Annotated in this window: 15 protein-coding genes and 3 riboswitches; of the genes, 6 read left to right on the plus strand and 9 right to left on the minus strand. The window is 70.9% G+C overall.

Features of this window, described 5'->3' with window-relative positions; all coding sequences use genetic code 11:
• Window positions 1-145 precede the first annotated feature (145 nt).
• The 8 genes from KYK13_RS34480 to KYK13_RS34515 all read right to left on the minus strand — a co-directional run bounded on the left by KYK13_RS34480 (window position 146) and on the right by KYK13_RS34515 (window position 9,669).
• On the minus strand, window positions 146-679 hold the full coding sequence (locus tag KYK13_RS34480) for a ubiquinol-cytochrome c reductase iron-sulfur subunit (RefSeq protein ID WP_223638599.1): 534 nt from the start codon (window positions 677-679) through the stop codon (window positions 146-148).
• The gene (locus KYK13_RS34485; RefSeq protein ID WP_223638602.1) at window positions 676-1,446 is read right to left on the minus strand and encodes a cell surface protein; all 771 of its coding nucleotides are present in this window, start codon (window positions 1,444-1,446) and stop codon (window positions 676-678) included. The genes KYK13_RS34480 and KYK13_RS34485 overlap by 4 nt, the downstream gene beginning before the upstream one ends.
• Window positions 1,443-2,753, minus strand: a complete 1,311-nt coding sequence (locus KYK13_RS34490; RefSeq protein WP_223638604.1) for a hypothetical protein — start codon at window positions 2,751-2,753, stop codon at window positions 1,443-1,445. The genes KYK13_RS34485 and KYK13_RS34490 overlap by 4 nt, the downstream gene beginning before the upstream one ends.
• A 169-nt stretch (window positions 2,754-2,922) precedes the next feature.
• A riboswitch (cobalamin riboswitch) is annotated at window positions 2,923-3,083 on the minus strand.
• 19 nt (window positions 3,084-3,102) lie between these two features.
• On the minus strand, window positions 3,103-3,426 hold the full coding sequence (locus KYK13_RS34495; protein ID WP_223638606.1) for a DUF4177 domain-containing protein: 324 nt from the start codon (window positions 3,424-3,426) through the stop codon (window positions 3,103-3,105).
• Between the two features lie 142 nt (window positions 3,427-3,568).
• The gene (locus tag KYK13_RS34500; RefSeq protein WP_223638609.1) at window positions 3,569-4,246 is read right to left on the minus strand and encodes a cell surface protein; all 678 of its coding nucleotides are present in this window, start codon (window positions 4,244-4,246) and stop codon (window positions 3,569-3,571) included.
• Window positions 4,247-4,254: 8 nt separating this feature from the next.
• Window positions 4,255-5,661: a hypothetical protein gene (locus KYK13_RS34505; RefSeq protein ID WP_223638612.1), complete on the minus strand. Its 1,407-nt coding sequence runs from the start codon at window positions 5,659-5,661 to the stop codon at window positions 4,255-4,257.
• A 156-nt stretch (window positions 5,662-5,817) separates the two neighbouring features.
• Window positions 5,818-6,044, minus strand: a riboswitch (cobalamin riboswitch).
• 42 nt (window positions 6,045-6,086) lie between these two features.
• Window positions 6,087-7,694 (minus strand): MXAN_6577-like cysteine-rich protein, encoded by a 1,608-nt coding sequence (locus KYK13_RS34510; RefSeq protein ID WP_223638614.1) that lies wholly within the window; start codon window positions 7,692-7,694, stop codon window positions 6,087-6,089.
• Complete coding sequence (locus KYK13_RS34515; RefSeq protein WP_223638616.1) at window positions 7,675-9,669, minus strand: TonB-dependent siderophore receptor; 1,995 nt, start codon at window positions 9,667-9,669, stop codon at window positions 7,675-7,677. The genes KYK13_RS34510 and KYK13_RS34515 overlap by 20 nt, the downstream gene beginning before the upstream one ends.
• A 48-nt stretch (window positions 9,670-9,717) precedes the next feature.
• A riboswitch (cobalamin riboswitch) is annotated at window positions 9,718-9,953 on the minus strand.
• 142 nt (window positions 9,954-10,095) lie between these two features.
• Here KYK13_RS34515 and KYK13_RS34520 point away from each other — a divergent pair.
• On the plus strand, window positions 10,096-11,079 hold the full coding sequence (locus KYK13_RS34520; protein ID WP_223638618.1) for an aldo/keto reductase: 984 nt from the start codon (window positions 10,096-10,098) through the stop codon (window positions 11,077-11,079).
• A gap of 42 nt (window positions 11,080-11,121) precedes the next feature.
• Here the strand turns inward: KYK13_RS34520 and KYK13_RS34525 are convergent, their stop codons facing one another.
• Window positions 11,122-12,237, minus strand: coding sequence for a YhcG family protein (locus KYK13_RS34525; protein ID WP_223638619.1), 1,116 nt, complete (start codon window positions 12,235-12,237; stop codon window positions 11,122-11,124).
• Between the two features lie 683 nt (window positions 12,238-12,920).
• On the opposite strand from KYK13_RS34525, the gene KYK13_RS34530 reads away from it, so the two are divergent.
• The 5 genes from KYK13_RS34530 to KYK13_RS34550 all read left to right on the plus strand — a co-directional run bounded on the left by KYK13_RS34530 (window position 12,921) and on the right by KYK13_RS34550 (window position 19,523).
• Window positions 12,921-13,163: a hypothetical protein gene (locus tag KYK13_RS34530; RefSeq protein WP_223646904.1), complete on the plus strand. Its 243-nt coding sequence runs from the start codon at window positions 12,921-12,923 to the stop codon at window positions 13,161-13,163.
• A gap of 35 nt (window positions 13,164-13,198) precedes the next feature.
• Entirely contained in the window at window positions 13,199-13,513 is a 315-nt protein-coding gene (locus KYK13_RS34535; RefSeq protein ID WP_370645459.1) for a ComEA family DNA-binding protein, read from the plus strand.
• A 283-nt stretch (window positions 13,514-13,796) separates the two neighbouring features.
• A complete protein-coding gene (locus KYK13_RS34540) occupies window positions 13,797-14,360 on the plus strand; it encodes a MarR family winged helix-turn-helix transcriptional regulator (protein ID WP_223638622.1) in 564 nt (187 codons plus the stop codon).
• 238 nt (window positions 14,361-14,598) lie between these two features.
• On the plus strand, window positions 14,599-17,742 hold the full coding sequence (locus KYK13_RS34545; protein WP_223638623.1) for a DUF4175 family protein: 3,144 nt from the start codon (window positions 14,599-14,601) through the stop codon (window positions 17,740-17,742).
• Window positions 17,739-19,523, plus strand: a complete 1,785-nt coding sequence (locus tag KYK13_RS34550) for a tetratricopeptide repeat protein (protein WP_370645215.1) — start codon at window positions 17,739-17,741, stop codon at window positions 19,521-19,523. The genes KYK13_RS34545 and KYK13_RS34550 overlap by 4 nt, the downstream gene beginning before the upstream one ends.
• The last annotated feature ends 250 nt before the right edge of the window (window positions 19,524-19,773 follow it).

The following is a 19,773-nucleotide window of genomic DNA, read 5'->3' on the forward strand; positions in this document are numbered from 1 at the left end:
AGACATTACACGACCTCCCAATCTTCCGAGAGTCCGAGACGCTTTCTCCGGACTGGCGGGCGTCCAGGCGAGGCCCCGGAGGCCCTCTCGCGTCGCGTCATACGCGAAGGACCCACTCAAGGCAGGAGGGGCCGGGGGTCGGAGTTCACCTGGGGCGGTGGATGAAGAGGGTGTCACCCATGCGCAGTGTACGGAAGGCCGTCAGCGGGCGTGACGCGGGGCCCCGGAGCACGCGCCCGTCCAGGCCGAAGCGCGAGCCATGGCAGGGGCACTCCACCGCCCCGAGCGCTCCGTCCCAGGCCACCGCGCAGTCGCCATGGGTGCAGGTGCGCCACACGGCCCGGTAGCAGCCGTCCGCCGCGTGCACCACCACCACGTCCAGGAGCGCCTCCGGGACGCGGACCGGGGAGGAGCCCCCCGGCTCGCGCAGGGCGGGGTGCTGGGAGAGGGGGACCTCCACCCAGCCCTCCTCGGGCGTGCCGGGGACGCCGGTGTCGCCGCACACCGGGGCGGCTTCCGGGTCCGGCGCGGGCAGCACCACGGCCTCGCGCCAGTCGCCGCCGCAGCCCAGCGCGGCCAGGGCGCAGGTGCCGCGCAGGAGCGTGCACAGCGCCTGGCGGCGATCCACCCCACCCGCCTCCAGGCCGTCCGAAGGCAGGTGGGGCGCGCGTCGACTCACGGCGAGCCGCCGTCGACGAACTGGCCGTTCACCACGGACAGCGCATCCAGGTCGAAGCCGCCGGACGTGCCGCCGTAGCTGTTGAGCCCCGTGTCGGTGAGGCGCACGAAGCGCGCGCGCGGCAGCCCCACGTCCGCCAGGTCGAAGCCATCCCCGCCCGCCACGGCCGGGTCGATGGGGGAGATGCCGTTGTCCGGGGCCGAGTGCACCGGATGCGTCCCGGCGCAGCCCGGGTAGCCGCCGTCCTTGTCGGTGGCGGCGCAGGGGAAGTCGAACCAGGTGACACCGTCGTCGCTGACGGACACGCTGGCCGTCTCCGCGAAGATGTCGCCGCCGTACTTCTGGAAGGAGTTCTCGAAGACGAGCAGGTCCACGCCCGGTCCGTCCACCGCGACGAGGTCGGTGAACTCCAGGGTGATGGACCCGCCCCGCCCCAGCGACAGCACGTCCAGCGAGCCCGCGTACTGTCCGCCGCCCACGGGAGGCCCGAGCACGACGTCCGGGAAGCGGTCCTGCCCGAAGCCGGCCGAGTCGCCGAACCGGTAGGCCGTCACGCGGTCCGCGAACGGATCCACCGGACGCGAGCCGGCGTCGACACCAGCGTCCGTGCCGGCATCCGCGTCCGTCCCCGCGTCCACGTCCGAGCCCGCATCCGCGTGGGTGCCGGCATCCACGATGTCGCCCGAAGGCAAGGGAGCGGGCTCGGAGTCGCCCGCGCACGCCCCCAGGGCCATCAGCGCGCCGAGCGCGAGCAGCAGGCGCCTCATCGCAGGCCCGGCTCCTGCTTGATGCGCACGAGGCGGCGGCCGTTGACGTCCGTCACGCCCACGAGCAGGTCCGAGCCCAGCGACGACAGCAGGTCCACGGCCGTGCACGCGTCCGTGGCGTTGAGCACCGCCTGGCGCGTGCCCACGCTGATGGGCTGGTTGCCGCCCAGTCCGGGCGTGAGCGAGAAGCGCGACACGTCGGTGGCGCCGCTGTAGGTCCCGCGCACCACCGCCACGCCGTTGCCGAAGCCCGCGGCGGCGGTGAAGTTGCTGCCGACGTCCAGCTTCGGCTCGGCCGTGAGCTCCACCGGCGTGCGCGAAGCCAGCGCCGTGTCCAGCTTCGTGCTGGACACGGCGTAGGCCACGTTCACGTACGTGTCCTGCAGCGCGTAGCCGAACACCGCGATGCCGTTGTTCGCGATGGCGGAGAAGCCGTTGGCGGCCGCCTCCGCCGGGAACGCCACCACCTTGGCGGCGGTGTAGGGCCTGGCGGAGGTCACCAGCGCGTAGATGCCCTGGCCGTTCACCTCCACGTCCACGCCGCCGCCATTGATGAAGAACGCATCCATGATGCCCACGGCGGTGCAGTTGTCCGGCGCGTTGAGATAGGTCGTCGCCTCGCGCGCGGACGGATCCACCACCGCGACGGAGCCCGGGGCGGGGAAGCCGCTCTTCGTATAGCCCGCGAGCAGGCGCGTGCCGTCATAGGCCAGGGAGAAGGACGGGAAGGTGGCGGCCGGGTTGGCGCGATCCGCGGGCGCGAGCACCGTGTCGATCGCCGTGTTCCCCAGCGTCACCTCCGGCCAGGTGCCCAGCGAGAAGATGTCACGGCCCGTGGCCGTCTCGCGCAGCGCGAAGAGCGAGTACGTGGGTCCGGGCGTGGACACCACCGCGCGCACCTCCGGGGACAGGGACGCGGACTCCGCGACGGCGAAGCCCGTCTGGAGCTGGAGCGTGCCCAGCACCTGCTCACGGGGCAGCGGGGCGCAAGCGACCGTGCCGCCGTCCGTGCCGGTGCCACCGTCGGTCTCCGTCCCCGCGTCCGTGCCGGTGCCCGCGTCGGTGTTGGTGCCCGCGTCGGTGTTGGTGCCCGCGTCGTCCCCTTCGATGCCGTCGGAGACCTGGGTGCACTTCGCCTCGACACAGGCCCAGGCCTGACCCGCCGGGGCCGCGCCCTTGTCCCGGCAGTCGAAGACGTCCACGCACTCGTCGCCGCAACCCGTGCCGCCCAGCATCACCGCCAGCAGGGTCCCCATCAGCGCCGCGCGCTGGCCCTTCGTGCCCATCCGCTTCGTGTCGGTCCGCATCGCGTCCTCGCTCCTGGCCTCTCCGCACGGAGGCGGAAGGCGTTCCCCTGGCGGGAAGGCGCGCGGACGGAAGGCACCGGACCGCCGGGCGCGCGTGTCGCACCCTGGAGGCCTGCCTTCGCCGTCAGCTCCCCGCGGAGGTTCCGGTCTGTCGCCGGCACCTCCTCGCGGAGGACGCCGGGTCGTCGCCAGGTCTTCGGACTCGCGGGAGCGGCGCTCGTGAGAACACCGCTCCTGCTCACCGCTGCGGGGCAGTCCCGGACTCGCACCGGGTTCCCTGGAAGCCCTCACGCCCCATGGCATGAAGACATCGATGACGGGGCGGGACTATGGCGCCCCTGCGACAAAGTCAATGCGCCACGGGTTCACCGCGGCGCTCCCGCAGCAGCACGTAGCGCCGGGTGCTGCCGTCCACGACGACGGTGGACACCACGCGCCAGCCTTCCGCCCCCAGACGCTGCAGCTCCGCGAGGTCCTCGTCCGGGCCCTCGCGTTTGACGAAGGTGTACTCATACGCCGGTGGCGACGGAGGCGCGGGAGGAGACGGAGGCGCTTCCTTCCGCGGCGCGGGGCGGGACGTCTGGGCCCGGACCTCCGAGGGCACGAGGGTTGTAGCGGCCGCGCCGAGCAGGACGCCCGGCAACACGACGAGTGAGGCGAGACGACGGTTCATGGAAGCGCACCCGGGGGAGGAACAGCGGGCATGTAATGCCGCCACCTCCACCCCGGAAGCCTCGTGCGGCCCGGACGCACGGTATGAGCGCGCGAAGCGGCCGGGACCGTCCGCTGGAGAACGGCCCCGGCGCTCCTGACGGCTACGGCAACTGCACGCCGTTCACCACCGCGACGGCATCCAGGTCGAAGCCGCCGCTGATGCCCGCGTAGCCGTTGGCGCCCGAGTCGCGGATGCGCACGAAGCGGGCGCGGGTGAGCCCCACGCTCGCCAGGTCGAAGCCGTCACCGCCCGCCACGGCCGGGTCGGTGGCCGGGATGCCGTTGGCGGGGTGCGAGTACACGGGCGTGACGCCCGCGCAGCCCGGGTAGTTGTTCGCCACGTCGGACGACGCGCACGGGAACTCGTGCCAGGTGACGCCGTCATCGCTGACGGCCACCACCCCCGTCTCCGCGAACGGCTTGCCGTTGGGCTTGATGAACGGGTTCTCGAAGACGAGCAGGTCCACGCCCGGCCCGTCCGTCACCGCGATGTCGGTGAACTCCAGCACGATGACGCCGTTGCGCCCGAGCGACAGCACGTCCAGCGAGCCCGAGCCCGCGCCCTCCCCTTGCGGAGCGCCCAGCACGATGCCCGGCAACTGGCTCTGACCGAAGCCCGCGCCCGCGCCCGGAGAGAAGGACACGATGCGGTCCGCGAATGGATCCCCCACGAGCGACTGGGTCTGGGTGGAGTCCTGCCACGCCTCGCCGCCGCACGCCACGGTGAGGAGCGCGGTGAAGCCCAGCGCGAACGACCGCGGAAGAAGGGTCTTCTTCATGGGCAGCCTCACGGGGCCTGCTGGATGCGGACCAGGCGCGCGCCGTTCTTGTCGTCCACGCCGACGAGCAGGTCCGAGCCGATGGCGGTGAGCCCGGTCACGCTCGTGCACTGGTCCACGTAGACGAGGACCGGCTGACGGGCGCCGACGGTCACGCTCGCGCCACCGTCCGCCACGGTGAAGGCGAAGCGCGAGACGTCCGTGCCGGCGAAGTTGTAGTCGGGCGGGACGTAGTCGCCGCGGAGCACCGACACGCCCTCGCCGTGGCCCGAAGCGGCGACGAAGTTGGAGCCCACGTCGAGCGCGGGCGCATCCGCCACGCTGAACGGCGTGCCGGAGGTGAGCGCCTGGGAGATGAGCGCCGGGGCCACCGCGCGGCCCTCGTTGAGGAAGGTCACGTCGGAGAAGTAGCCGAGCATCGCGACGCCGTTGGTGGACACGGCGGTGAAGCCGCTGCCGCCCGTCTCCGGCGGGAGCGTGCCCACCTTCAGCGCGGTGTACGGCGTGACGTCCGTCTTCAGCGCGTAGACGGCCAGGCCGGCCGACACCGTGTCGAGCCCGCCACCGTTGACGAGGAACGCACCCGGCACGACGCCCGCGGAGAAGTTGCTCGGCGCGGAGACGTAGGTGGAGCTGGCGGGCGCGGCGGCGTCATACACGCCCACGGAGCCCGGGAAGCCCGCGCCGGACTTCGTGTAGCCGGTGAGGACGCGCTGGCCATCCGTCTCCACGAAGGGGCTGAGGAAGAGCGAGGCGGAGGGCCCCCGGTCGGAGGGAGCGGCCACGTTGAACAGCGGCGACGTGCCCAGCGACACCTGCGGCCACGTGCCCAGCGAGTACAGCGCATGCGGACCGGTGTAGCCGTCCGACACCACCGTATAGAGCGAGTACGTGGGGCCGGGCGTCACGCCCACCGGGCCCGCGGCCGACGGCAGCGTTGCGGCCTCACCGGCCACGAAGCCCGCCTGGAGCTGGAGCGTGCCCAGCTTCGGGTCGTACGTGGCGGTCTTGCACGGATCCGTGCCGGAGTCGGGCTCCGTGCCCGCGTCGGTCCCGGTGCCAGCGTCGGTCTCCGTGCCCGCGTCCGTGCTCGTCCCGGCGTCAGTGCCCGTGCCCGCGTCCGTGCTCGTCCCGGCGTCAGTGCCCGTGCCCGCATCGGTACTCGTGCCAGCGTCCGAGCCCGTCCCGGCATCGGCCTCCGTGCCCGCGTCCGGCACGGCGACGGGCGTCTGCTCGCACTTGCTCTCGACGCAGGTGTAGCGCTTCCCCTCGGCGGCGGTGCCCTTGTCGCGGCAGTCGAAGTCATCGACGCACTCATCGCCGCAACCGGTGCTGGTCAGCGCCATCGCGAGGGCCGTCATCACCCACGCGAAGCCCTGGAGTCCCCGTCCCGTCATCATCCGCTCTGTCTTCATCCGCGACTGCTCCCTTGCATCGCCCCCCACGGGCGAGGTGAATCCAAGGGGCGTGGACGGAGAGCGGACCGCGCACGAGGGACACGTCAGGACACGACACGCCGCGCGAGCGGAAGACCTCCGTCACCTCCCCTCGGAGGCTCCGGTCTGGCCATGCCCGGAGGCATGGGTCGTGGCAGGTCTTCGGACTCGCAGGCGCGGGAGCCCCTCATCGGGTCACCCACCTACTGACCGTCGCTTCCCAGCCCATCCGTGGGCCAGTGCTTGCGAGGACGGCGTTCGTTCCTGCTCACCGCTGCGGGGCAGCCCCGGATTCACACCGGGTTCCCTTTTCAACGTCGCACCGTGCGCGGATGCGGCGTACCAACGACGCGCGCTGGAGTATGGCGGACGGCAGGGCTTGTCAATACAAGCGGGCCAACGCCTCACGGCACCGCGACGATGTCGATGGCATTGGACACCTGGCGCCGAGGGTCCACCGGGCATGCCTCCAGCGCCGGGCCCGCCGCCTGCGAAGTGGAGCTGCCGCGCCGTTCAACGAGCTGTCCGTCGCGCACCTCCACCACGAACACGCGGCCCGCGTTCACGTCCGTGACGTATACGGCATTGCCTACCACGGCGAGCCGTCCTCCCACCGCGAGGTTGCAGCCGCTCTCCGGTCCCCCCGTGCAGCCCGGCGACAGCGCATACGACGCCACCGGCTTGTCGTCCTTCACCAGCACCAGCCCCGTGGCACGCACGGACTTCGCGCGGTAGCCGCTCGCGGTGTCGAACACCGCCTCGCCCAGGCAGCTCACCACCAGCTGGCCCCCCACCTCCACCACGTCGCCCGCGTTGAGACAGTCCTTCGCGCCCAGGTCGATGGCACGCACCCCGCCATCCGCCGGGTCGATGCGCGCGAGCATCCCGGGCCCGTTGGGCAGGTAGTCATTCGCGGGGTTCAGGTTGGTGAGCGCCACGTAGACGCCCGCGTCCACGGACACCGCCGCGTACGGGAGCGCCATCGTCATCCCGCCGTCGAAGGACTTCAGGTCCAGGCCCGTGAGCGGAACGGTGTCCACGAGCCGGGGCTTCTCCGGGTCGCTCACGCTGACGCGAGCCACGGCGTTGCCCTGCTTGAAGTCGGAGCCGGCCGTGCCGAACAGCGGGATGTAGAACGTGTCGCCGCGCTTCGCGATGACCTGCGGGCTGGTGTTCGCGCCCAGGTTCACCTGCCCCACCGTGCGCAATCCCAGTCCCCCGCCCTGCGAGGCCCCTTCCCGCTTGAGCACCTGGAGCGTGTTGTTGACCGAGTCGAGGACATACACATACGGAGGATCCACGAGGATGTCATTGGGCGAGGAGGCCACCGCGCCCAGCGAGTCCTCCTCCGCCACCGTCCCCAGCGCCCCCGCCGGAGCCTGCGACAGCACCGAACGCGCCGCGTCCGCCGCCAGCACCACGCCATCCCAGGCCGCCAGCGCCTGCACGCCCGAGCCGAACTGGCGCCGGGGCCCCATCCGGTCCGTCCCCGCCTGGATGCCCACCAGTTGCCCATTGGTGTAGCAGGCCGTCACCACGTCATACATGCACCGGCCCGCGTGGCAGGACTGCACGTCCGGGCACACCGTGCCGCAAGCGCCGCAGTTGAGCGGATCCGTCGCGAGCACGACGCAGCTGTCGCCGCACCGCTCGGCACCGGCGGAGCAGCCTTCGCGGCAGGTGCCGGACTCGCAGACCTGCCCGGAGGGACACGCGGCGCCGCAAGCGCCACAGTTCAACGGGTCGCTCGCGAGCGCGACGCAAGCATCACCACAAGCCTCCGTGCCCGGCTGGCATCCGCACACGCCCGCCTGACACGCCTCTCCCGCGCCGCACGTGGCACCACACGCGCCGCAGTTCGACGGGTCGCCCTGGAGGTCCACGCATTCGGCGCCACAGACGTTCAAGCCCGGGGTGCACAGGACCTTCTCCTCCGGGCAGCCGGTGAGGAGCGCCGCAGCCAGGGCCGACAACAGCAGCGCGCACCGGGCATCAGGGAGGCGAAGCGACATGGGAATCCTCCGGAGGAGCTGGGTCGAGCGCCACGGCGAGCGTCACGTAGGCGGCGCGGCCGGGCAGCGGCATGCCGGTGTAGTCGGCGGTCCGCGCATCGAGCAGGTTCTTCACATCGAACGACACGGTGAGGTCCGGCCGGTGCAGGAAGGTGCTGGAGGCCCCCACGTTCACCCAGGTGCGCGAAGGCAGGGACAGCCGCGCTTCGCCCACGCGGTTGATCAACTGCGCGGACTGGACGAGCACCTCCGTGCGGCCGTTGAGCCAGTCCGGCCCCACGCGCAGCCGGCCCACCCACTTGTGGCGGGGACGGTACGGCAGCTCCTTGCCGAAGTAGCGCGGGTCGCCGTAGCGGTTCTGGGTGCGGGTCCACGCGTAGCTGCTGGTGGCGGTGAGCCACGTTCGCGGCCGGGCCTCCACCTCCACCTCCGCGCCCCACACGCGCGCGGCGGCGAAGTTGTAGGGCTTGGCGAGATTCGGCGGATACAGCTCGTAGGCGATGAGGTTCTCGTACACCGCCGCGAAGCCGCCCGCGGTGACGCTCCAGCGGTCGTCACGCCACAGGGCCGCGGCGTCCACGGACAGGGCGCGTTCGGGCTTGAGCTCCGGGTTGGGCAGCAGCAGCCCCTGGCGGATGTAGAGCTCCAGGAACGACGGCGCGCGGTGGGACTGGCCCGCGTTGGCGCGAACACCGAAGCCGTGCCCCAGGTCCACGCTCGCGCCCAGCTTGGGCGACAGGAGCGAGAATTGCCCCACGCGCTCCACGCGCAGCGAGGGCGCCAGCGTCAGGCGCTCGGAGAACAGGGACAGTTCGTCCATGGCCATGACGCTCGCGCGCCACCATGACGCGGCCTGTGCGCCCACGGCCTGCGTGACGGACTCCGACGACCCGGCGAGCGTGACGGCGAGCGCGTTGCGCCCCAGCACCGCGCGCCCCTCCACCTCCACGCCCCCCACGGTGTAGTGCTGCGCGCCGGAGTCCACGCCGGTGGTGCCGCCGCTGACGTCCAGCCAGTCGCGGCGGAAGAAGCCACGGGCACTGCCCTCGCCCGTGTCGCCGAAGGGCCGTGCCCAACGCGCCCCCCATGACAAACGGGTCTGGGCCTGTCGGCGGGACACGGTGGGGTTCTGCACGGTGCCCGCGAGCGCGCGGTCCTCCAGCGACAGCTCCGCCAGCACGTCCACGCGTCCGCCACCGTCCAGGCCGCGCCGGTACTTCAGGAGCGCGCCACCGCCGCGCGCGTCATTGCGCGTGCGCACCTCCTGCGTGAGCGGGTTGTCGTCGAGCGCGGGCAGCTCATCCACGCGGTAGCTGAAGTCGCCCTGGGAACGGCCGCCGTGCAACAGCACCAGCGCCTGACCCTCGAGCAGCGCGCCCGACGCGGCGACGTGGGCCGTCACGGTCTCGAAGCTGCCATAGGTGACCTCGCCGCTGGAGAGCAGCCGCGACGAAGGCGCGCGCGTGACGAGGTTGACCGCGCCGCCCAGGCCACCCGCGCCGTAGCGGGCTCCGGCCGCGCCACGGAGGATCTCCATGCGCTCCAGCAGCGCGACGGGGATGAGCGACAGGTCCGCGACCCCACCCGCGCCGTTGAGCGGAATGCCGTCCAGGAACACGAGCACGCCGTTGGAAGACGCGCCGCGCACCACGAGGCTCTTGCTCTGTCCGTAGCCACCGGAGTCCTGCACGACGAGGCTCGCGGATCCACCGAGCAGCTCCGCGGTGTCGCGAGCCTCGCCCGCGCGTTCGCGGGCATCGATGACGGTGATGGCGCCGGTGGGGTCGCGGCGGGGAACGGAGTCGACGGGAGCTTCGGGGACGTCCTGGCCGATGACCTCGACGGTGGGGAGGACGAACTCGGGAAGCGGTGGCTCACCGGCATCGGGCGCAGGCGTCTCCTGCCCGGCCTGGGCCTGTCCCTGGAAGCTGAGCGCCAGACCGATGAAAGCCCGGGCGAGAAGCGAGCGCCACATGCTCCGCCTTCCGCTCCCTCCGTCGAAGAGAGAAGGCCTCGCGGCAGGACCGCTGCCGCACCCCTGGGCAGGTCTCCTGGCTGACAGGCTCCAGACGTGGGCGCACGCTGCGCCCTTCTGGAAGGAACCCTCCACCTTCCCTTCGCGGAAGCGAAAGTGGTGACAGCCGAGGCTTCCGGCCCTGGACCTCAGGGCAACCCGTTCACAGTGGCGGGACCGCGCCGGACTCGCACCGGCTTCCCTCTTGAAGGCCCGGCATGGGCACCCAAGGGCCCGGTCCTTCTAGGAGGTCACCCCCAACCCGTCAAGGCGGGGCCACGCCCAGGGTTGTCTTCATCGCCTTGACAAACGGAACCATGTTCCGAATATACGGACCCATACCGGAACAAGGTTCCGGATACCTCACCCGCAGGAAGCGAGGAAGCCATGACGTCGACCCACCGCACGACGCAGCTCGGCAGGACGGGCCCGCAGGTGTTTCCCATTGCCCTCGGCTGCATGGGCATGTCCGGGGCGTACGGGCCATCTGACGAGAACGAGAGCATCGCCACCATCCGCGAGGCGATCGACCGTGGGGTGACGCTGCTCGACACTGGCGACTTCTACGCCAGTGGGCACAACGAGCTGCTCATCCGCCGGGCCATCGAGGGCCAGCGCGACAAGGTGCAGCTGTCGGTGAAGTTCGGAGCCATGCGTGGGCCGGACGGGGCCATGGTGGGCTTCGACGGGCGCCCCGCGGCGGTGAAGAACTTCATCACGTACAGCCTGCGGCGGCTCGGCGTCGATGACATCGACGTCTACCGTCCCGCCCGGCTGGACCCGACCGTCCCGATTGAAGACACGGTGGGAGCGATCGCCGACCTGGTGAAGGGCGGCTACGTGCGAAGCATCGGGCTCTCCGAGGTGGGCGCGGAGACGATCCGCCGCGCGGCGAAGGTGCACCCCTTGAGCGACCTGCAGATCGAGTACTCGCTCATCACGCGCGACCCGGAGAAGACCCTCTTCCCCACGCTCGCGGAGCTGGGCATGAGCGCGACCCTGTACGGCGTGCTCTCCCGAGGCCTGTTGACGGGAGCGAAGGCGGAAGGAGCCCGCCTGCACTACCCGCGCTTCACGGGTGAGGCGGGCCAGCGCAACGCTGAGGCCGTCGCGCGTTTCCACGCGTACGCCGCGGAGCGAGGGATGACGCCTGCACAGCTCTCCGTGGCGTGGGCGCTGGCGAAGCAACCGGCGCTCGTGCCCGTGGTGGGCGCACGCACGCGCAAACAGCTGGTCGATGTACTCGGCGCGCTCGAGAAGCCCCTGTCGTCCGACGACGTGGCCACCGTCGAGGCGATCCTCCCCAAGGAAGCCATCACCGGCAGCCGCTACCCCGAGCAGCAGATGAAGATGCTCGACAGCGAGCGCTGAACCTCTTTCCACGGGAGGCGGAGGTGGGAGGCCCCCACCCCGTCAACGCGCGGCCCGTGTGGTCCGGAGCCGCTGCTTCCGCCCCTGGGGCTTGCGCTTCGGGCCTCCCATCGTCGCGGCCCGCCTGCTCGAAGCGACGTCCACATCCGCTCCGGTACTGATTTCGAGCCTCGCACGCGCGGACTCAATTGCACGGTGGAGACGTTCCTGAAGGACCTCACGCGGAGGCAGCTCAGTCAGGTACTCCGCGACATGGATTCCGCGCGCATCGAGATCGAGGTACTCGACCGTCTCGCGCTTCTTGCCCGCGCACAGGATGATGCCGAGCGGAGCCTGCTCGGCAGGGTGGCGCTCATGGCGATCGAGCCACCGCAAGTAGAGCTCCATCTGACCGGAGTCCGAGGCCTTGAAGTCGCCAATCTTGAGCTCGATGGCGACGAGCCTTCGCATGCGCCGATGGAAGAAGAGCAGGTCGACGTAGTGGTCGTCGCCATCGAGCGTGATGCGCTTCTGTCGTTCGACAAAGGCGAAGCCCACGCCAAGCTCGAGCAGGAAGCGCTCGATCTCGCGGAGGATGGCTGACTCGAGATCCTTCTCGCTATAGGTGTCGGAGAGCTCGAGGAAATCGAGCATGTATGGGTCTTGGAACACGAGCGACGGCGTGAGCTGGCCCTCCTCGCGTAACGCCGAGAGTTCACCGCGAATGAGTTCCTCCGGCTTCTTGGAGAGCGCCGTGCGCTCGAAGAGCATGCTGTCGATCTTCTGGGCCAGCGTCCGCGTAGACCAGCCCTCGACCCGGCACATCTCCGCGTAGAACGTACGCTTCAGCTCGTCCTCGATGTAGATGAGCTGCTTGAAATGGCTCCAGGACAATTGTCTCCGCAGTGCGGAGACAATCTCGGGTGAGGGGAAAGCCTCTGCGAATCGGAGCATGTGCCGGAGTGATTTCTCACCGAAGCCGCGCCCGTAGCGTGCCTCCAATTGTCTCCCCGCTGCGGAGACAATCTGGCCACCGTATTCCGCGCGCTGTCCCCCCGTCACCTGGGTGAGGACGCGATGCCCCAGTTGCCAGTACAGCGTCGTGAGCGCGGCGTTCGCGGCGACCGCCACCTGCTTGCGAGACGCCTCGATCATGGAGCTGAGGTCGTGAACGAGCATCGAAACCTCCTGGTCGCTGGGAGCATCAACAAGCAGCTGACGCGAGCGTACCGTTGAGTCCTGGTGTGCCACCGTCGCTGGAGATTTCCCAGCACGGTTCGAAGTCGCACCCATCATTTCAGGGACGCTGCTCGCTACCATCTTCACGGGATTCTTGCGCCTGCTCACGGCTCCAGCACCATGCACCACCGGTGCCACCGCACTTGATGCAAGCACCGAAGCTCGGTGCCTGCTCAGCAGGCCGCGTCTCTATACGAGAAGGAGGCCATCCGCCTTGGTGCGAAGTGGGTCTCCCCAATTGTCGCAGCAGTGCTGCGACAATCTCCATGTCAGCGCGCCGAGGCTCCGCAAACAGTGCGCCCCCAATTGTCTCCGCAGTGCGGAGACAATTCAGCCGCCCCCCCTCCGCCGACGAATAGCGACGGAAGACCTGGGGCGGGCGGAATCCGCCTGAACGCTCCACGCCATCACCCCTTCTCACCGCGCAAGACACGCGTTGGAGCATCCACGCCCATCCCCGCGCGTGGACGCCGCGCACACCTCCGCACGGTGCGCTGACACGACCTCAGAGGAGCACGCCGCTGGCACGCGGACTGCTCAAGCCCGGACGCGACCTCAGGCGGTCGAGCCAGCGAGGTGCCCGGGCCGTGGTGGCGCGGGAGTCTGAAGGGGGAAGCGTGTCGATGCTGATGGCGGGGAAGCGGTTGGCGGTGTTCTCCATCCGCGAGGGCAAGGGCGGGAGCATCTGGGTTCGCGCGGGCAGCGCGTTCGTCAACAAGGACGGTTCGCTCAACGTGCTGCTGGACGTGCTGCCCCTGGACGGGAAGCTGCACGTGCGCGAGGCGGCGGAGAAGCGGGACTCCGCGGCCGGCAATCGCTTCGGGGGCGAGCCCTCGCTGGAGGCGGGCGTGGGGGGCCACTCGTGAAGTGGGCCTGGGCATGGGTGTTGGGCTGCGTGCTGATGGGGCCGGGGCGTGCGGACGCCGCCAGCCCACGCATGCAACACGTGGGGGTGGTCAACCTGAATGAGGCCACGGCGGCGGAGCTGGACCTGCTGCCGGGCGTGGGTGAGAAGGCGGCGCAGCGCATCCTCGAGCACCGCAAGAAGCGGCCCTTCGGTCGCGTCGAGGAGCTGGTCCGGGTCAAGGGCTTCGGAAAGAAGAAGTTCCTCAAGCTGAGGGCCCACCTGGCCCTCACCGGCCCCACGACGCTCAAGGTGGAGCAGGTCCCCGCCTCCCCGCCGCCGGGAAGGGAGGGACACGTCACGAACCCATGACAAGCACGACCTTCGGTTGAGTCAGGCTCACGAGGGCCGCCATTCCCGGGTCCCGGCATGTCCGGGGATGGCGGCTCTCTCTTGCCGGGATGACACACCCGGCCAGCCGCAGGGGCCCCTGGCGTCATCGCCGCCCCCCAAGGCCCCCGGCCGGGCGGCCCCGTCCACCCACGAGCATCCCTTCCGGATTTTGCTGGAACGCCCGAGCCGACGCGCTAGGACACGCCCATCTTTGGAACACATCAGAAAGACAGGGAGGCCGGAGGTGAGGGAGGATGCGCCCATGAAGGACACACAAGCCCCGGAGTCGATTTCAGGCCCGGAAGGCAGCAAGTCCCGGGGTCCGCAGCATCAGCATCAGCAGCTGGGTGAGGTGCTGGAGTTCATGCGCCTCCTGTGGGCCGTGGATCACGGTCTGCAGTCCACGTCCAAGCGGATGGAGTCCACGCTGGGGCTCACCGGCCCGCAGCGGCTGGTCATCCGGCTGGTCGGGCGCTTCCCGGGCATCACCGCGGGCACGCTCGCCAACATCCTCCACGTGCACCCCAGCACGCTCACCGGCGTGCTCAAGCGGCTGGAGAAGCGCGGCCTGCTGGAGCGCAGGTCGGATCCGCTGGACGGCCGCAAGGCCCTCTTCGCCCTCACCGACGCGGGCCGCTCGCTGGACATCCCGTCCGAGGGCACCGTCGAGTCCGCCGTGCAGCGCGTGCTCGCCCGCCTGCCCCGCGACCGCATCGTCTTCACCCAGGAGGTGCTCAAGGCGCTCGCCGAGGAGCTGGGCGGCCTCTCCGCGGCCCTGGAGGACGCCCCGGCGGCCTCCCGCCCCACCTCCTCCGCAGAAGGCTGAACCGCCCGCCCCCTGCCCTCCCACCGTCCCCACCGGACGCAGGAGGGCACCGGTGCCCCTTCCGCGTTGTCCCCAGAACCCTGCCGTCCGCCCCTCCTTCGTGCGGCGGACACAGGGGCCTTGTTTCCCGTCGTCCGCCCCCGCGAGGCACGCGCGAAGACGGCGGGAGTGCGCCACAATTGGGAAATAGCCCGCCCCGCCCGGGGTTGGCTCGCGACCGACGAGCGGACAAGCCAGCGTGAACCTCGAGACACCGCAGAGCCCCACCCCGGAGCTGCCGCCCCCGCCGCCTCCTCCGGCTCCGCCTCCCCAGGCCCGGCGCGAAGCGCGCTCCCGGGGCGTGGCGGACCTGCTCGCCCGGGTGCGCGCCCGTCAGCGCCGCCAGCTGTGGGCCCAGGGCCTCCTGCTGGGCGCCGTCGCGGCCCTCGTGCTCCTGTTCGCGGCGGGCCTCCTGGGCCGCGCGGCGCCGGGGCTTGCCCGCGGCCTGATGTGGCTCGCCGTGCCGGTGGGCGCGGCGGTGGCATACGTCTTCGGCGTCGTGCTCGCGCACCGGCAGGTGGGCGACGACACGCGCACCGCCCGGCTCGTGGGGCAGCGCCGCCCGGAGCTGTCGCTGGATGTGCTCGCGGCGGTGGAGCTGTCGCGCGAGCGCCGGGAGGAGGCCGGCTGGTCCCCCCAGCTCGCGGACGCGTTCCTCCGGCAGATGGACGAGCGGGCCCGCACGGTGGACCCCGGGCTCGTGGTGGACCGCCAGCCGCTGCGCCGCGCGGCCATGGCGTCCGGCGGCGCGGTGCTGCTGCTCGCGGTGCTGATGTTCTTCGTGGGCGGCCGGTGGGCCGCGGGCTGGAAGCACCTGCATGAACAGGCCTCGCGCCCGGAGGCCGCCGCGCAGGCGGAGCCCATCACCGGCGACATCGAGCTCACCTACCGCTACCCCGCGTACACCGGCCTCGCGCCGCGCACCGTGCCCGGCACCAACGGCGAGGTCAGCGCGCCCGCCGGCACCGAGGTCGCGCTGAAGACGCGCTCGGACCGCCCCATCGAGCGCGCGGAGGTCGTCGTCAACGACCAGACGCTGCCCCTCTCCGTCACCGGCGGCCGCGAGCTCCAAGGCAGCTTCGTCGCGAAGCAGGGCGGCCACTACCACTTCGTCTTCTACGGCGCGCGCGCGAAGCCCATCGCGGTGGGCCCCGACATCCCCCTCACCGTGGAGGCGGACAAGGCGCCCCAGGTGACGCTGCTCACGCCGTCCACGGAGATTGAGGTCGACCCCGGCCAGAAGGTGACGCTCAAGTTCGAGGCCGCCGACGACTACGGCCTGTCCGCCCTGGCGCTCGTGTACCGCATGCCCGGCGCGAAGCAGGAGACGCGCGTGAACCTGCCGCGCGAGGACAGCCGCCGCAGCCGGGGCACCTTCAACTGGGACCTGGGCCCGCTCAAGCCCGCCCCCGGCGACCGCATCACCTACTACATCGAGGCGAAGGACAACGACGCGGTGGAGGGCCCCAAGAAGGGCGTCAGCCGCACGCAGACCCTGCGCGTCTACAGCGCCGCCGAGCACCGCCGCGCCGCCCTGGAGAAGGCGGAGGTGCTGTGGGGCCGGCTCGTGGACCACCTGGCGGACCGCCTGGAGGGCCCCGACCGCGCGAAGCAGAAGGACGCGCAGGCGGTGGAGTCCGCGAAGTCCGTGGACGCGAGCGGCCAGCAGCTCGCGGACGACTTCCGCGCGCAGGGCGGTGAGCTGTCGCGGGAGAAGGACGTGCCCAGGGAGATCATCTCCGCGCTCCTGAACATCGGCGGGGAGCTCAAGCGCAGCGTGGGCACCACCTCCGACTTCCGCCGCCTCTACCTGCGCACCCAGCGCGCGCGCGGCGAGGACTGGGGCACCGGCACCCGGCTCACCGCCGTGGTGGAGGACGAGATCGAGGGCCTGGAGCGCGACATCCTCTACCTGGAGTCGCTCCTGGACCGGCAGAAGCTGGAGGCGCTCCAGGAGCTGACGAAGCAGCTGGCCAACGACCGCCGCGACCTGTCGCGCCTCATCGAACAGTACAAGGCCAACCCGGACGAGGCCGCGCGCGAGCAGGTGATGCAGCAGATCCAACAGCTCAAGTCGCGCATCCAGGAGCTGATGCAGCGCATGGCCGAGCTGCGCAAGGGCATCCGCGACGAGCACCTCAACGCGGAGGCCCTGTCGGAGATGATGCAGCAGGAGGACATGCAGGGCGCCATGGACGAGGTCGAGCGCCTGATGCGGGAGGGCAAGGCGGACGAGGCCCTCGCGAAGCTCCAGGAGCTGGGCATGCAGATGGACGAGATGCTCGACTCCATGGACAAGTCCCAGGAGGACTTCGGCGCGGAGCAGTACCCGGAGCTGGCGGAGAAGTTCGGCAAGTTCATGGATGACCTGAAGGGCACCCTGGACGAACAGCAGAAGGTGGCGGAGCAGACGCGCGCCCTGCGCGACCAGGCCCGCAACCAGAACCGCGACCGGCTCAAGGAGAAGGGCCAGGCCCTCAAGGACGAGCTCGCGCGCAAGGTGCAGCAGGTGCAGGAGCACTACCAGAAGCTCGACCCAGGCCGGCTCAACAGCCGCGCCGCCCGCCCGCTGGAGGAGGCCCAGTCGGAGCTGCGCAACGTGGAGAACGCGCTCAAGGTGGACGACTTCGACCTCGCCGCCGAGTCCGCCGCGCGCGCGGAGGACGCCGCGCGCCAGCTGTCCAGCATGGGCGAGCAGCAGCGCCAGCTGGATGAGATGTTCGGCAACCCGCCGGAGGTGCGGCAGCAGTCCGCGAAGCTCGCGGAGCAGCTCAAGAAGGACGCGCGCGACGTGGGGGACGTGAGCCAGCAGCTGCAGAACCTCTTCCCGCCGCCGGGCTCGCAGCTGTCGCAGCAGGAGAAGCAGCAGCTCCAGCAGCTGGGCCAGCGCCAGCAGCAGCTGGAGCAGCGCGCGCAGGGCCTGCGCCAGCAGATGGAGGACATGGAGCAGACGGCGCCGCTGTTCGGCGAGGAGGCCGGCCAGCAGATGGAGGAGATTGGCCAGCGCATGGGGGAAGCCGCCCAGCGCATGCAGGGCCGCGACCCCGGCCGAGGCTACGGGGAGCAGCAGGCCGCGCTGGAGGGCCTCAAGCGCTTCCAGCAGCAGATGCAGCAGAGCCAGCAGGGCCGCAAGGGAGGCCGCGGGCTGCCCATGCCCATGGGCTCCGGCCGCCGCCAGGAGGGCAACGGCCGCGACCCGCAGGACAAGGTGGAGCTGCCGGACGAGGACGCGTTCCAGGCGCCTCGCGAGTTCCGCAAGGACCTGCTGGACGCGATGAAGCAGGGCGCGCCGGAGAAGTACCGCGAGCAGGTGAAGCGCTACTACGAGGAGCTGGTGAAGTGAGCCGCCGCACGCACGCGTCGTTCCCGGTCCCGTTCCTCGGTGCCCTGTGCGCCCTCCTCCTCGCCGTGCCCGCGGCCCAAGCGCAGCCGCCCGACGCGGCCCTCAAGGAAGAGGTGAAGCAGCGGCTGGGCAAGGTGGAGCAGTCGCTGGACGACTGGGACGTGGGCGCCGCCCGCCGCGAGCTGGCCGAGGTCGAGAAGCGCGTGCCGCCCGAGCTGGAGCCCCTGAAGTACTTCCAGGGGCGCGTGGCCTTCGAGGACGGCCAGTACGACGACGCGGTGACGCTCCTGGAAGGCGCCAACATCGAGGACAAGCCCGGCAGCTACCTGCGGCTGGCCAAGGACACGCGCGCCATCATCAAGGACCACCAGCGCGCGGAGAGCGAGCACTTCATCTTCTTCTACCCGAAGGGCAAGGAGGAGATCCTGGTGCCCTACGCGCTGGAGACGCTGGAGTCCATCCACCGCGCGCTCGCGGAGGACCTGGGCTGGACGCCTCCGGGCAAGGTGCGCGTGGAGGTGGTGAACAACGCGCGCGAGCTGTCCCGCGTCAGCACGCTGACGGAGAAGCAGATCCGCACCACCGGCACCATCGCCATCTGCAAGTTCAACAAGCTGATGGTGACGAGCCCCAAGGCCGTGGCGCAGGGCTACGACTGGCAGGACACGCTGGCCCACGAGTACGTGCACCTGGTGGTCAGCCAGCTGTCCCACAACACCGTGCCCATCTGGCTGCACGAGGGCCTGGCCAAGTTCCTGGAGTCGCGCTGGCGCGGCACGGGCGGACTGGCCATGACGCCCTCCACGCAGGCGCTGCTCGGCAAGCGCGTGAAGGAGGACAAGCTCATCCCCTTCGAGAAGATGCACCCCTCCATCGCCATGCTGCCCACGGCCGAGGACGCGGCCACCGCGTTCGCGGAGGTGTTCTACGCCATCGACTACATCCACGGCACCAAGGGCACCGCGGGCCTGCGCACCCTCTTGCAGGAATTGAAGGCGGGCCAGCCGGACAAGAAGGCGGTGGAGGCGGCGACGGGCATGCCCTTCCCCCTCTTCGAGAAGACGTGGCTCGCCTACGTGAAGAAGCAGCCCTTCCCCCAGGAGCTGGTGCCGCGCGACGACCGCGTGGTGCTCAAGGAGGACGCCAAGGGGGAGAAGAAGGACAGCGAGAAGAAGGGGCGTGAAATCTCCTTCGGCGGCTTCTCCGAGGTGACCGAGGTGCCCGCGCGCAAGTTCGCGCACCTGGGCGAGGTCTTGCGCGAGCGCAACCGCGTGAAGGCCGCCGCGGAGGAGTACGCGCGGGCGCACAAGCTGGTGGGCGACAAGTACGAGTCCGTCTCCAACAAGTTCGCGCTCGCGCTCCTGGAGCTGCGCCGGCTGGACGAGGCGGAGGCCGTGCTGCGCGGGTCGCTGCGCATGCACCCGGGCTCGCCCGCCACCAACGTGCACCTGGGCCGCATCCTGCTGTTCCGCAAGGACTACCCGAAGGCGAAGACGGCGTACCTGGAGGCGCTGGCCTCGGACCCGTTCGACCCGGAGATCCACGTGGCCCTCACGCGCATCCACGGCGCGCTGGGGGAGACGGCGCTCGCGACGCGCACGCGCGTGGCCGCCGCCAACCTCACGGGCCTCAAGCCCGATGACGTGGACCGCGCCGCCCAGGCCTTCCTGCGCGCGGAGGACGAGCTGTCGGAGACGAAGAACGTCCCCGCCAGCACGCCCGACGTCCCGAAGCCGGCGCCCGCGCCCGCTCCGAAGCAGGCGCCGCGGCCCGCGAAGTAGCTCCCCTCCCCGGCGACCCGCCAGCCGGGGCCGTGCCGCCATCCCCTGTCCTGCCTCCCGGGATGCCTAGCTTTCCGGGCACGAGGAGGACGGGATGGCGTTCCCAGACAGTCGTGCGGTGCTGAACGTCCGAGTCCGCGCCCGGGGGCAGTGGCGCTGTCCACTGGTGCACCCGCGCCCGGGCGCAACGTGAAGTGGCACACGTCCTCCTCCCCGCCCCCTGGGTCCGCTGTCGCGTCCTGCTCAAAGT

Source organism: Corallococcus sp. EGB (genome assembly GCF_019968905.1).
GTDB lineage: Bacteria > Myxococcota > Myxococcia > Myxococcales > Myxococcaceae > Corallococcus.